The 12,297-nt window shown below is 42.1% G+C and carries 14 protein-coding genes; all 14 read left to right on the top strand.

Features of this window, described 5'->3' with window-relative positions:
• The first annotated feature begins 43 nt into the window (after nt 1-43).
• The 14 genes from greA to EL140_RS06470 all read left to right on the top strand — a co-directional run bounded on the left by greA (nt 44) and on the right by EL140_RS06470 (nt 12,211).
• Nucleotides 44-526, top strand: a complete 483-nt coding sequence (gene greA / locus EL140_RS06535) for a transcription elongation factor GreA (RefSeq protein WP_000818766.1) — start codon at nt 44-46, stop codon at nt 524-526.
• A 76-nt stretch (nt 527-602) separates the two neighbouring features.
• Nucleotides 603-1,967 (top strand): amino acid permease, encoded by a 1,365-nt coding sequence (locus tag EL140_RS06530; protein WP_000097708.1) that lies wholly within the window; start codon nt 603-605, stop codon nt 1,965-1,967.
• 99 nt (nt 1,968-2,066) lie between these two features.
• Complete coding sequence (locus tag EL140_RS06525) at nt 2,067-2,477, top strand: GNAT family N-acetyltransferase (RefSeq protein ID WP_000558476.1); 411 nt, start codon at nt 2,067-2,069, stop codon at nt 2,475-2,477.
• A gap of 197 nt (nt 2,478-2,674) precedes the next feature.
• The gene (locus EL140_RS06520; RefSeq protein ID WP_001107502.1) at nt 2,675-2,884 is read left to right on the top strand and encodes a helix-turn-helix transcriptional regulator; all 210 of its coding nucleotides are present in this window, start codon (nt 2,675-2,677) and stop codon (nt 2,882-2,884) included.
• The gene (locus EL140_RS06515) at nt 2,874-3,362 is read left to right on the top strand and encodes a DUF6773 family protein (protein ID WP_000797142.1); all 489 of its coding nucleotides are present in this window, start codon (nt 2,874-2,876) and stop codon (nt 3,360-3,362) included. Before EL140_RS06520 ends, EL140_RS06515 begins: the two co-directional genes overlap by 11 nt.
• Nucleotides 3,363-3,478: 116 nt before the next feature.
• Nucleotides 3,479-4,939: a nicotinate phosphoribosyltransferase gene (locus tag EL140_RS06510; RefSeq protein WP_000283151.1), complete on the top strand. Its 1,461-nt coding sequence runs from the start codon at nt 3,479-3,481 to the stop codon at nt 4,937-4,939.
• On the top strand, nt 4,936-5,760 hold the full coding sequence (nadE, locus tag EL140_RS06505; RefSeq protein WP_000058069.1) for an ammonia-dependent NAD(+) synthetase: 825 nt from the start codon (nt 4,936-4,938) through the stop codon (nt 5,758-5,760). The genes EL140_RS06510 and nadE overlap by 4 nt, the downstream gene beginning before the upstream one ends.
• 157 nt (nt 5,761-5,917) lie before the next feature.
• On the top strand, nt 5,918-6,469 hold the full coding sequence (locus EL140_RS06500) for a GNAT family N-acetyltransferase (protein ID WP_000643822.1): 552 nt from the start codon (nt 5,918-5,920) through the stop codon (nt 6,467-6,469).
• A gap of 163 nt (nt 6,470-6,632) precedes the next feature.
• Nucleotides 6,633-7,343, top strand: a complete 711-nt coding sequence (gene ccdA2, locus EL140_RS06495) for a thiol-disulfide oxidoreductase-associated membrane protein CcdA2 (protein WP_000370907.1) — start codon at nt 6,633-6,635, stop codon at nt 7,341-7,343.
• 13 nt (nt 7,344-7,356) lie between these two features.
• The gene (locus EL140_RS06490) at nt 7,357-7,920 is read left to right on the top strand and encodes a redoxin family protein (RefSeq protein ID WP_000759247.1); all 564 of its coding nucleotides are present in this window, start codon (nt 7,357-7,359) and stop codon (nt 7,918-7,920) included.
• Between the two features lie 9 nt (nt 7,921-7,929).
• Entirely contained in the window at nt 7,930-9,042 is a 1,113-nt protein-coding gene (msrB, locus tag EL140_RS06485; protein WP_000998589.1) for a peptide-methionine (R)-S-oxide reductase MsrB, read from the top strand.
• Nucleotides 9,043-9,112: 70 nt separating this feature from the next.
• Nucleotides 9,113-9,850 carry a response regulator transcription factor gene (locus EL140_RS06480; protein ID WP_000222611.1) on the top strand — a complete coding sequence of 246 codons (738 nt, stop codon included), beginning with the start codon at nt 9,113-9,115 and terminating at the stop codon, nt 9,848-9,850.
• Nucleotides 9,847-11,538: a cache domain-containing sensor histidine kinase gene (locus EL140_RS06475; RefSeq protein WP_000831085.1), complete on the top strand. Its 1,692-nt coding sequence runs from the start codon at nt 9,847-9,849 to the stop codon at nt 11,536-11,538. The genes EL140_RS06480 and EL140_RS06475 overlap by 4 nt, the downstream gene beginning before the upstream one ends.
• A 109-nt stretch (nt 11,539-11,647) precedes the next feature.
• Nucleotides 11,648-12,211 carry a TIGR01440 family protein gene (locus EL140_RS06470; RefSeq protein ID WP_000659499.1) on the top strand — a complete coding sequence of 188 codons (564 nt, stop codon included), beginning with the start codon at nt 11,648-11,650 and terminating at the stop codon, nt 12,209-12,211.
• Nucleotides 12,212-12,297: the final 86 nt, after the last annotated feature.

The following is a 12,297-nucleotide window of genomic DNA, read 5'->3' as shown; positions in this document are numbered from 1 at the left end:
ATAATTTTGTTTTAAAAAAGTAAATAGAAAAGAAAGTTAAAAAATGGCAGAAAAAACTTACCCAATGACCCTTGAAGAAAAGGAAAAACTAGAAAAAGAATTAGAGGAGTTGAAACTCGTCCGTCGTCCCGAAGTCGTAGAGCGTATCAAGATTGCTCGTTCCTATGGAGACCTTTCAGAAAATAGTGAGTATGAAGCAGCGAAAGATGAACAAGCTTTTGTTGAAGGACAAATTTCAAGTCTAGAAACAAAAATTCGTTATGCTGAAATTGTTAATAGCGATGCAGTTGCCCAAGATGAGGTAGCAATCGGTAAAACAGTAACAATCCAAGAAGTCGGTGAAGACGAAGAAGAGGTCTACATCATCGTCGGTTCTGCAGGTGCAGATGCTTTTGCTGGTAAAGTCTCAAATGAAAGTCCGATTGGTCGTGCTTTGATTGGCAAGAAGACTGGCGATACTGCAACGATTGAAACACCAGTTGGTAGCTATGAAGTCAAAATCTTAAAGGTTGAGAAAACAGCTTAAATAGAATGAAAAAGGAGTAGTGAAGGTTTTGCCTTGCTCAACTCCTTTTTGGTTTTTTGGATAAAAAGGAGACTATATGAGTTCAAATAAGAAGAAAAATAAAATGGAGCGTGGTTTAACCAATCGCCATGTTCAGGTGATGGCCATTGCGGGAACAATCGGAACTGGACTTTTCCTAGGTGCTGGTCGCTCTATCAGTCTTACAGGACCTTCTATCATCCTGATTTACATGATTACAGGAGCCTTTATGTTTTTGATGATGAGGGCTGTTGGAGAGATGCTGTATCAGGATCCAGAACAGCATACCTTTATCAACTTTATCACCCGTCATTTGGGGAAAGGCTGGGGATATTTCTCAGTTTGGTCTTATTGGCTGTCAGTTGTCTTTATCGGTATGGCAGAAATCACTGCCATCTCAGACTATGTCCGCTTCTGGTTCCCTACCTGGCCTAGCTGGCTGATTCAGCTTGTCTTTTTAACGATTTTGGCTTTGGTCAATCTGATTGCGGTTAAGCTCTTTGGAGAAGTCGAGTTTTGGTTTGCTATGGTCAAGATTGTGGCGATTTTAGCCATGATCGCCACTGGGGTCTTTATGGTTTTGACAGGCTTTAAGACACCCCATGGTGTTGCAAGTTTGGCAAATATCAGCGACCAGTTCTCTCTTTTTCCAAACGGAGTTATGAACTTTGTCATGGCCTTTCAAATGGTATTTTTTGCCTATCTGATGATTGAGTTTATCGGGGTGACAACTTCTGAAACAAAGAACCCTCGTCAGGTCTTGCCCAAAGCTGTTAAGGAAATTCCTCTCAGAATTATCTTCTTCTATGGGGGAGCTCTTATTGCGATTATGGCCATTATTCCTTGGTCTTATCTTAATTCTTCAGATTCTCCATTTGTAACGGTCTTTGAACTTGCGGGGATCAAGTGGGCAGCGGCTCTAATCAACTTTGTTGTCTTAACCTCAGCAGCTTCTGCTCTTAACTCAACTCTCTACTCAACAGGGAGACACCTATATCAGATTGCCCATGATTCGCCCAATCGTTTCTTAAAGGCCATCAAGGTCGATACCCTTTCTCGCCACAATGTACCTCAAAATGCCATCATCGCCTCAGCGATCTTGATTGCTCTCGCTGCCTTTATCAACGTGCTACCAGGTGTTTCAGATGCCTTTGCTTTGATCACCGCATCCTCATCAGGTGTTTACATCGCTATTTATATCTTGATTATGGTGGCCCATCTCAAATACCGCAAGTCTCAAGACTTCATGGCTGATGGCTACCTCATGCCTCAGTATCGCTTGCTTAATCCCCTAACCATTCTCTTTTTTGTCTTTGTTTTTGTGACTCTCTTTTTGCAAGAGTCCACTTTCATGGGGGCAGTTGGTTCTGCTATCTGGATCCTTGTTTTTGGGATTTATAGTCAGTGGAAATTTAGAAAATAAATCATGAACTCATCAACTCTGTTTGGTGAGTTTTTCTAGTTTGACAGTCCATCGAAATAAGACTATAATCAAGCTGTAGCAGTTTATTAGGAGGTTTGAATGCACGTTAGATTGGAAAATAAGGAGTCGCATAAAGCGCAAGAAATAGGGGATTTGATTCGTGCTTATAATCGTTCTAAAAGAGAAGAGTCTGAGAGCGAGCCACTGAATCTTTATGTCGAAGACGAAAAGGGCAATCTCATGGCAGGATTAGTAGCTGAGACTTTCGGAAATTGGTTGGAAATCGAATATTTGTTTGTAAGAGAGGAATTACGGGGACAAGGAATTGGTTCAAAACTACTGCAGCAAGCAGAAAGTGAAGCCAAGAATCGAAACTGTCGTTTTTCTTTCGTGAATACTTACCAGTTTCAAGCGCCAGATTTTTATAAAAGGCATGGCTACAAGGAAGTCTTTACCTTGCAAGACTATCCCTATACAGGACAAAGATACTATTACCAAAAGGATTTGTGACTTAGACTTCTATCTTTTGAAGAGGAGCTTAGCTGAGTATCAAATAAGAACGAATACTCTTTATCATGTAAGATGATAGAGAGTTTTTTGTTAATAAAATCTTACAAAATGACATTTATATATTGCATTAAGTTAGATATATGGTATAATGTTTTTAAAAGAAGCGCAACTTTTTAAAAATGTGAAGGAGGACGCTAGTGGCTAAAAATTTAAAATTAAAATTAGCTCGGGTAGAGCGTGATTTAACACAAGGGGATTTGGCAGAGGCTGTAGGTGTTACTAGGCAGACTATAGGTTTGATTGAAGCTGGGAAATACAATCCAAGTCTCTCCCTTTGCCAGTCCATCTGCAGATGCTTAGGCAAAACATTAGACCAACTATTTTGGGAGGAAGAAGATGAAAAATAGATTTTTTTATTATCAATTATTAGACGAAAGAGAAGAACAACTGTTTAACAAAGCTGGGACAGAGTCTTTTTATATGTTTATCGGGCTCATTCTGCTAAGCTATCTGGTGGCTGTATTAGCACCTGCTCTTTTTAATCCTGATATTCTTCTGGTTACCCTTCTTTTAGGAATTTTCTTCTTTTTCAATCGTGCTCGAGATTTGGGTGTGAACTACTATAGTCGTTTTCATTTTACAATTATAGGGTGTTTGCTGGTAACTCTCGCTATTACGACTCTTTTGATGTTGCAGAATTATCAATTCAATATTGAAATTTATCAGCACAATCCTCTGAACGTTAAATATTTGTCTGCTTGGGTTATTACTTATCTAATTTACCTTCCTTGGGTTTTTATCGGCAATCTCGGCCTTAAAAGTTATGGCGAATGGGCTCAAAAAAAGTTTGAGCAAGATATGGATGAACTTGAGAATGGAGAATAGCTTGTTAGCTTTTTATCAATCTCAGTAAAATGTGTTATAATAGTACTAATTTATCGGATGGTGTGAAAGTGGTAGAATACGTTCATACCTTTGTAAAGTAGGAAGAAGGAAAACAGATGTATCCAGATGATAGTTTGACATTGCACACGGACTTGTACCAGATTAACATGATGCAAGTTTACTTTGACCAAGGAATTCACAATAAGAAGGCGGTTTTTGAGGTTTACTTCCGTCAGCAACCTTTTCAGAACGGTTATGCAGTTTTTGCTGGTTTGGAAAGAATTGTACATTATCTTAAAGACTTGCGCTTTTCAGATAGCGATATTGACTACTTGGAGACGCTTGGCTATCATGGGGCATTTTTAGACTACCTCCGCAATCTCAAGTTGGAGTTGACGGTTCGTTCTGCCCAAGAAGGGGACCTTGTTTTTGCTAATGAGCCAATTGTTCAAGTTGAAGGCCCTCTAGCCCAATGCCAATTGGTCGAAACGGCTCTCTTAAACATCGTTAATTTTCAAACCTTGATAGCGACAAAGGCAGCACGTATTCGTTCAGTCATTGAAGATGAGCCTTTGATGGAATTCGGAACACGTCGTGCGCAAGAAATGGATGCAGCTATCTGGGGAACACGCGCAGCCGTGATTGGTGGAGCCAACGGGACTAGCAATGTGCGAGCAGGGAAGCTCTTTGGTATTCCTGTCTTAGGTACTCATGCTCATGCCTTGGTACAGGTTTATGGAAACGACTATAAGGCCTTTAAGGCCTATGCTTCAACCCATCGTGACTGTGTCTTTCTAGTAGATACATATGATACGCTTCGCATCGGTGTGCCAGCTGCTATTCAGGTAGCTCGTGAACTGGGAGACAAGATTAATTTTAAAGGCGTTCGTATCGACTCAGGGGATATAGCCTATATTTCCAAGAAAGTTCGCCAACAGTTAGATGAGGCTGGATATCCAGATGCCAAAATTTACGCTTCCAATGACCTCGATGAAAATACCATCCTTAACCTCAAAATGCAACACGCCAAGATTGATGTCTGGGGGGTGGGTACCAAGCTGATTACAGCCTATGATCAGCCAGCTCTTGGGGCAGTTTATAAGATTGTGGCTATCGAAGATGAAACTGGTAAGATGCGCAATACCATCAAGCTTTCAAGCAATGCTGAAAAAGTATCGACCCCAGGTAAGAAGCAGGTATGGCGCATTACCAGCCGTGAAAAAGGCAAGTCAGAAGGTGACTACATTACTTATGATGGTGTGGATGTGAGCGCCATGACTGAAATCAAGATGTTCCATCCAACTTATACTTACATCAAGAAGACCGTTCGAAATTTTGATGCCGTTCCTCTCTTGGTGGAAATTTTCAAAGAAGGAACATTAGTTTACAACTTGCCTAGTTTAACTGAGATTCAAGCCTATGCTCGTAAGGAATTTGACAAGCTTTGGGATGAGTATAAACGGGTACTCAATCCGCAACACTATCCAGTGGACTTGGCGCGTGATATTTGGCAGGACAAAATGGACTTGATTGACAAGATGCGCAAAGAAGCCCTTGGTGAAGGAGAAGAAGAATGAGTTTGCAAGAGGTCATTATCCAGCAACTAGGTGTCAAACCAGTGATTGACGCCCAAGAGGAAATTCGTCGTTCCATTGACTTTTTAAAGAGATACTTGAAAAAATATCCTTTCCTTAAAACCTTTGTACTAGGGATTTCTGGGGGTCAGGACTCAACCTTGGCAGGGCGCTTGGCGCAATTAGCTATGGAAGAAATGCGAGCAGAGACAGGAGATGACAGCTACCAATTTATTTCTGTCCGCCTGCCATATGGAGTGCAAGCTGATGAAGCAGATGCTCAAAAAGCTCTTGCTTTCATCCAGCCAGATGTCAGCTTGGTTGTGAATATCAAGGAATCAGCTGATGCTATGACAGCTGCAGTTGAAGCGACAGGAAGTCCTGTTTCAGACTTTAACAAGGGCAATATTAAAGCTCGTAGTCGTATGATTGCCCAATATGCCCTTGCGGGTGCCCATAGCGGAGCCGTCATTGGAACAGACCATGCTGCGGAAAATATCACAGGCTTTTTTACAAAGTTTGGTGACGGTGGTGCAGATATTCTCCCACTTTATCGCCTCAATAAACGTCAAGGGAAACAACTCTTGAAGGAACTTGGTGCAGACTCAGCTCTTTATGAAAAAATCCCAACAGCAGACCTAGAAGAAGACAAACCTGGACTTGCAGACGAAGTAGCCTTGGGAGTCACTTACAATGAAATTGACGACTACCTTGAAGGCAAAACCATCAGTCCAGAAGCCCAAGCAACTATCGAAAACTGGTGGCACAAAGGCCAACACAAACGCCACCTACCAATTACCGTCTTTGATGACTTTTGGGAGTAAAAACCTCCAGTGGAGGTTTTTAGCCTCTCACCTTGAAATAAAAAAGTGAGAGTTAGTCCTGTGGACCTTTTTACCCTGAGCCTGGAAATGAGAAAGCGAGGAAGGTCCGGGGGACCTTTTTAGCTTGAGCCTTAAGCTTAGAAAGCGAGGTAACATTATGAAAGCAATCGGTACGCAAATGTTACAGACAGACCGATTAATCTTGAGAAGATTTGTGGAGAGTGATGCGGAAGCCATGTTTCAAAATTGGGCTTCGTCTGCTGAGAATCTAATCTATGTCTCTTGGGATCCTCATCCTGATGTCGAGGTGACTCGGAACTCGATTCGAAATTGGGTTGCATCCTATACCAATCCCAACTATTACAAATGGGCCATTTGTCTCAAAGAGAACCCAGAGCATGTGATAGGAGATATCAGCATCATTGAAATGCACGAGGAAGATTTAAGTTGTGAAATTGGGTATGTTTTAGGAAAAAACTTTTGGGGCCGAGGTATGATGACAGAGGCCTTGAAAGCTGTGCTAGACTTCTGTTTTACTCAAGCAGGCTTTCAAAAAGTCAGAGCTCGTTACGCCAGTCTCAACCCAGCTTCAGGCCGTGTGATGGAAAAAGCGGGAATGTCTTATCTAAAAACCATTGCCAATGGTGTGGAGAGAAAAGACTACGTTGCGGACCTTATTTATTACCAGATAAGTAGGGAGGACAGGTGATTCTCTTTTCTGTTTCTACCAAAGTCAGACCTTGTCTGGCTTTTTTTGTGCCAGATTTCTAAATAAACTGATTAAATTCCTATTTTTCCCTATCATTGTCCCTGTTTTTTCTGGAGTTTTGGGGATATAATAGACCTATCAAATCAAAGAATGGAGGAAGGCAATGGACAATGTAATCTTTTTTATTAGTGTTTTTCTTGCTGGAATTCTTTCCTTCTTTTCTCCTTGTATTTTACCCTTGTTGCCAGTCTATGCGGGGGTCTTGTTGGATGATAAGAATGATGCTCAGGCTTCTAGTGGAAAATTTTCAATCTCACTTGTTAGTTTATTGCGAACTTTGGCCTTTATAGCGGGGATTTCTTTTATCTTTATCTTACTGGGTTATGGAGCTGGTTTTTTAGGCAATTTGCTTTATGCTTCCTGGTTTCAGTATGTGACAGGTGCGATTATCATTCTCTTGGGCTTACACCAGATGGAAGTCCTACATTTGCAGGGGCTTTACAAGGAAAGAAGACTACAATTAAAGAGACAGGGGCAAAAGGGTAACGGCTATAGTCAGGCATTTTTACTGGGGTTGACCTTTAGTTTTGCTTGGACGCCATGTGTGGGGCCAGTTCTGGGCTCTGTTTTGGCCTTGGCGGCTTCAGGTGGTTCAGGAGCTTTGCAGGGTGCTGGTCTCATGTTGGTTTACACGCTGGGTTTGGCGCTACCATTTTTGGTTCTAGCTCTTGCCTCTAGCTATGTTTTGAAACATTTCCGAAAACTCCATCCTTATCTCGGAACCCTCAAAAAAGTAGGTGGTTTCCTCATTATCGTGATGGGAATCTTGGTTCTTTTGGGAAATGCTTCCATTTTGACTACATTATTTGAATAGAGAGGAAAAAGAAATGAAAAAATGGCAAACATGTCTCCTTGGAGTAGGCTCAATCTGTTGCTTGGCAGCCTGTTCGGCTAAAAACATGGCAGACGAGTCTACTATGAAGGAGCAAACCAAAACAGAACAAGTTAGTTCGAAAACTGCGACTAAAGGTCAGGAAGTCGCTGATTTTGAACTGACAGGTGTAGATGGCAAGACCTATCGTTTGTCTGATTACAAGGGCAAGAAAGTCTATCTTAAATTCTGGGCTTCTTGGTGTTCCATCTGTCTAGCCAGCCTTCCAGATACGGATGAAATCGCTAAGGATGCTGGTGATGACTATGTGGTCTTGACAGTGGTGTCTCCTGGACACAAGGGGGAGCAATCTGAAGCGGACTTTAAGAATTGGTACAAGGGATTGGATTATAAAAATTTTCCAGTTTTAATTGATCCATCAGGTAAACTCTTGGAAAGTTATGGTGTCCGTTCTTATCCGACTCAAGCCTTTATAGACAAGGAAGGCAAGCTGGTCAAAACGCAACCAGGTTTTATGGATAAGGAAATGATTTTAAAAGAATTGAAAGAAATGGGGTAGAGAAAGGCTATGAATGATAAAGTAAAACTTTTTGTCTTGGCAGGGGTCATTCTCCTAGTCCTAACCGGTTTCTATTTTCTATTGATGCGAAATGCAGGGCAGACAGACAGCTCGCAAATTGAGAAAGCGTCAGTTAGCCAAGGAGGAAAAACAGTGAAAAAAACAGAAGTGAGTAAAGACGCAGACTTGCACGAAATTTATCTAGCTGGAGGATGTTTCTGGGGAGTGGAGGAATACTTCTCACGCGTGCCTGGAGTGACAGATGCCGTTTCTGGCTATGCAAACGGTAGAGGGGAAACAACCAAGTACGAATTGATTAACCAAACAGGTCATGCGGAAACCGTCCATGTCACTTACGACGCCAATCAAATTTCCCTCAAGGAGATCCTGCTTCATTACTTCCGCATTATCAATCCAACCAGCAAAAATAAACAAGGAAATGATGTGGGAACCCAGTATCGTACTGGCGTTTATTACACAGATGACAAGGATTTGGAGGTAATCAACCAAGTCTTTGATGAAGTTGCTAAGAAATATGACCAACCTCTGGCAGTTGAAAAGGAAAACTTGAAGAATTTTGTGGTGGCGGAGGATTATCACCAAGACTATCTCAAGAAAAATCCAAATGGCTACTGTCATATAAATGTCAATCAAGCTGCCTATCCCGTCATTGATGCCAGCAAATATCCTAAACCAAGCGATGAAGAATTGAAAAAGACCTTGTCACCTGAGGAGTACGCAGTTACCCAGAAAAATCAAACAGAACGAGCTTTTTCAAACCGCTACTGGGATAAATTCGAATCTGGTATCTATGTGGATGTGGCAACTGGCGAACCCCTCTTTTCATCAAAAGACAAGTTTGAGTCTGGTTGTGGCTGGCCTAGTTTCACCCAACCAATTAGTCCAGATGTTGTCACTTACAAGGAAGATAAGTCTTACAATATGACGCGCATGGAAGTGAGAAGTCGAGTTGGAGATTCTCACCTTGGCCATGTCTTTACAGATGGGCCTCAGGACAAGGGTGGCTTGCGCTACTGTATCAATAGTCTTTCTATCCGATTTATTCCCAAAGACCAAATGGAAGAAAAAGGCTATGCCTATTTACTAGATTATGTCGATTAAGAAGTCTTTCCTAAGCAGTTAGTGGAGAATTTTGCTATACTGATACTAGTAAGTGACAAAGGAGCAGAGCATGACCTACACAATCTTAATCGTAGAGGATGAATATCTAGTAAGACAAGGCTTGACCAAGTTGGTCAATGTAGCAGCCTACGATATGGAAATCATCGGTCAGGCCGAAAATGGAAGGCAGGCTTGGGACTTGATCCAAAAGCAGGTGCCAGATATCATTTTAACTGATATCAATATGCCTCAGCTAAATGGCATCCAGTTGGCCAGTCTGGTACGAGAAACCTATCCTCAGGTGCATCTGGTATTTTTGACAGGTTACGATTATTTTGATTACGCCTTGTCTGCTGTCAAACTCGGTGTAGATGACTACTTGCTCAAGCCCTTTTCGCGTCAGGATATTGAGAAAATGTTAGGGAAAATCAAGCAAAAACTAGACAAGGAAGAAAAAGAAGAGCAGTTACAAGATTTATTAACCGATAAGTTTGAGGGAAATATTGCTCAGAAAATCCAGTCCCATCTAGCTGACAGTCAGTTTAGTTTGAAGTCTTTGGCCAGTGACCTAGGTTTTAGTCCGACTTATCTGAGTTCCTTAATTAAGAAAGAGTTGGGCTTGCCTTTTCAGGATTATCTGGTGAGAGAGCGTGTCAAACAGGCCAAGCTCTTGCTTCTGACCACAGATTTAAAGATTTATGAGATAGCCGAAAAGGTTGGTTTTGAAGATATGAACTATTTTACTCAACGTTTTAAACAGATTGCAGGTGTGACACCTCGTCAGTTTAAGAAGGGAGAAGGCCGATGAAGCGTTCTTCTCTCTTAGTCAGAATGGTTATTTCCATCTTTCTGGTCTTTCTCATTCTCCTAGCTCTGGTTGGGACTTTCTATTATCAATCTAGTTCATCAGCCATTGAGGCCACTATTGAGGGCAATAGCCAAACAACTATCAGCCAAACTAGCCACTTTATTCAGTCATATATCAAAAAATTAGAAACTACCTCTACCAGTTTGACCCAGCAGAAGGATGTCTTAGCCTATGCTGAGAATCCTAACCAAGACCAAGCCAAGGGAATCCGAGATCTGTTTTTGACGATCTTAAAGGCAGACCAGGACTTGAAAACGGTGGTACTGGTCACCAAATCCGGTCAGGTTATTTCTACAGATGATAGTGTGCAGATGAAAACTTCCTCAGATATGATGGCTGAGGATTGGTACCAAAAGGCTATTCATCAGGGAGCTAAGCCAGTTTTAACCCCAGCTCGTAAATCAGATAGTCAGTGGGTTATTTCTGTCACTCAAGAACTTGTTGATGCAGAGGGGGCCAATCTTGGCGTACTTCGTTTGGATATTTCCTACGAAACTCTGGAAGCCTATCTCAACCAACTCCAGTTGGGTCAGCAGGGGTTTGCCTTTATCATCAATGAAAACCATGAATTTGTCTACCATCCTAAACGTACTGTCTATAGCTCAGCGAGTGAAATGGAGGCCATGAAACCCTACATCGATACGGGGCAGGGCTATACGCTGGACCATCAATCATACGTCAGTCAGGAAAAGATTGCAGGAACAGATTGGACGGTTATAGGCGTGTCTTCGTTGGAGAAGTTAGACCAGGTTCGGAGTCAACTCATGTGGACCTTGCTTGGTGCTAGTGCCTTATCTCTTCTTGCCTGTCTCTGCTTGGTTTGGCTCAGTCTCAAACGCTGGATTGCCCCTTTGAAGGATCTAAGAGAAACCATGCTGGAAATTGCTTCTGGTACACAAAATCTGCGTGCTAAGGAAGCTGGCGCCTATGAACTGAGAGAAGTGACTCGCCAGTTTAATGCCATGTTGGATCAGATTGACCAGTTGATGGCAGATGTGCGCAGGCAGGAAGAAGCGACCCGGCAGTATGAACTTCAAGCATTGTCGAGCCAGATTAACCCCCATTTCCTCTATAATACTTTGGACACTATCATCTGGATGGCTGAGTTTCAGGATAGTCAGCGAGTGGTTCAGGTGACCAAGTCCTTGGCAACCTATTTCCGCTTGGCGCTCAATCAAGGAAAGGATTTGATTTCTCTTTCTGATGAAATCAATCATGTCCGCCAGTACCTCTTTATCCAGAAACAACGCTATGGTGAAAAGCTGGAGTATGAGATTGCTGAAGATCCTGCTTTTGGTAACCTAGTCTTACCCAAGTTGGTGTTGCAACCTCTTGTGGAAAATGCCCTTTACCATGGTATTAAGGAGAAGGAAGGTCAGGGCCATATTAAAGTTTCTGTTCAGAGACAGGATACAGGGCTTGTCATCCGCATTGAGGATGATGGCGTTGGTTTCCAAGCTACTAGCGATAGCAGTCAAAGTCAGCTCAAACGTGGGGGAGTTGGTCTACAAAATGTTGACCAACGACTCAAACTTCATTTTGGAGACAATTACCAGATGAAGATCAATTCTGCACCTGACAAAGGAACGACGGTTGAAATATACATAAATAGAATAGAAACTAGCTAACTCCCGGTCAATTCTGGGAGTTTTGCTTTTAAAATTCAGAATGATTAGTTGGCCTTGATAAAATCAGTAAAAAAAGATATGATAGATAGTGACAAAAGAGGTATCAAGTATGAAGGAAAAAGACATTCAAAGAGCAACAAGCCAGATTGTAGAAGATGTAATAGACAAGGCTAATTTGAAGCAAGGAGCCATCTTTGTTTTGGGCCTTTCTTCTAGTGAAGTGATAGGTGGTCAGATTGGCAAGGAATCCAGTCAAGAAATTGGGGAAATCATTGTGAAGACCATTCTAGATATCCTAGAGAAAAAAGGAATTCATCTAGCTGTTCAAGGTTGTGAACATGTCAATCGAGCCCTCGTCGTTGAACGTCAGGTGGCAGAGCAGTTTGGTCTGGAAATCGTCAGTGTCCTTCCTACACTTCATGCAGGAGGTTCGGGTCAGTTGGCAGCCTTCAAGTTTATGCGGGATCCAGTTGAGGTTGAATTTATCAAGGCCCATGCTGGATTGGATATCGGAGATACTGCGATTGGCATGCATGTCAAGCATGTTCAGGTTCCAATTCGCCCTCTTTTGAGAGAAATTGGGCATGCCCATGTAACGGCTCTTGCAAGTCGTCCCAAACTAATCGGAGGTGCGCGTGCGCAGTATCCAGAAGACTCTATCAGAAAGTCATAAAATCATTCTATAGTAACAGAAGAAAAGCAAAAGACAGAGGAAAAATGGTATAGATACCATGACTTCCTCTGTTCTTTTTTGTTGTA

The sequence above is a fragment of the Streptococcus oralis ATCC 35037 genome, from assembly GCF_900637025.1.
In the GTDB taxonomy this organism is placed as follows: domain Bacteria; phylum Bacillota; class Bacilli; order Lactobacillales; family Streptococcaceae; genus Streptococcus; species Streptococcus oralis.
The sequence above is the reverse complement of the archived record's forward strand: the minus strand, read 5'-3'. Positions and strand labels throughout refer to the sequence as shown.

Bases quoted from the DNA above. Each gene is read 5' to 3' on its own strand.
- EL140_RS06525 (WP_000558476.1), top strand. From the start codon at position 2,067: ATGCACGTTAGATTGGAAAATAAGGAGTCGCATAAAGCGCAAGAAATA.
- EL140_RS06490 (WP_000759247.1), top strand. From the start codon at position 7,357: ATGAAAAAATGGCAAACATGTCTCCTTGGAGTAGGCTCAATCTGTTGC.
- EL140_RS06515 (WP_000797142.1), top strand. From the start codon at position 2,874: ATGAAAAATAGATTTTTTTATTATCAATTATTAGACGAAAGAGAAGAA.
- EL140_RS06500 (WP_000643822.1), top strand. From the start codon at position 5,918: ATGAAAGCAATCGGTACGCAAATGTTACAGACAGACCGATTAATCTTG.
- ccdA2 (WP_000370907.1), top strand. From the start codon at position 6,633: ATGGACAATGTAATCTTTTTTATTAGTGTTTTTCTTGCTGGAATTCTT.
- EL140_RS06480 (WP_000222611.1), top strand. From the start codon at position 9,113: ATGACCTACACAATCTTAATCGTAGAGGATGAATATCTAGTAAGACAA.
- msrB (WP_000998589.1), top strand. From the start codon at position 7,930: ATGAATGATAAAGTAAAACTTTTTGTCTTGGCAGGGGTCATTCTCCTA.
- EL140_RS06510 (WP_000283151.1), top strand. From the start codon at position 3,479: ATGTATCCAGATGATAGTTTGACATTGCACACGGACTTGTACCAGATT.
- nadE (WP_000058069.1), top strand. From the start codon at position 4,936: ATGAGTTTGCAAGAGGTCATTATCCAGCAACTAGGTGTCAAACCAGTG.
- EL140_RS06470 (WP_000659499.1), top strand. From the start codon at position 11,648: ATGAAGGAAAAAGACATTCAAAGAGCAACAAGCCAGATTGTAGAAGAT.
- greA (WP_000818766.1), top strand. From the start codon at position 44: ATGGCAGAAAAAACTTACCCAATGACCCTTGAAGAAAAGGAAAAACTA.
- EL140_RS06530 (WP_000097708.1), top strand. From the start codon at position 603: ATGAGTTCAAATAAGAAGAAAAATAAAATGGAGCGTGGTTTAACCAAT.
- EL140_RS06475 (WP_000831085.1), top strand. From the start codon at position 9,847: ATGAAGCGTTCTTCTCTCTTAGTCAGAATGGTTATTTCCATCTTTCTG.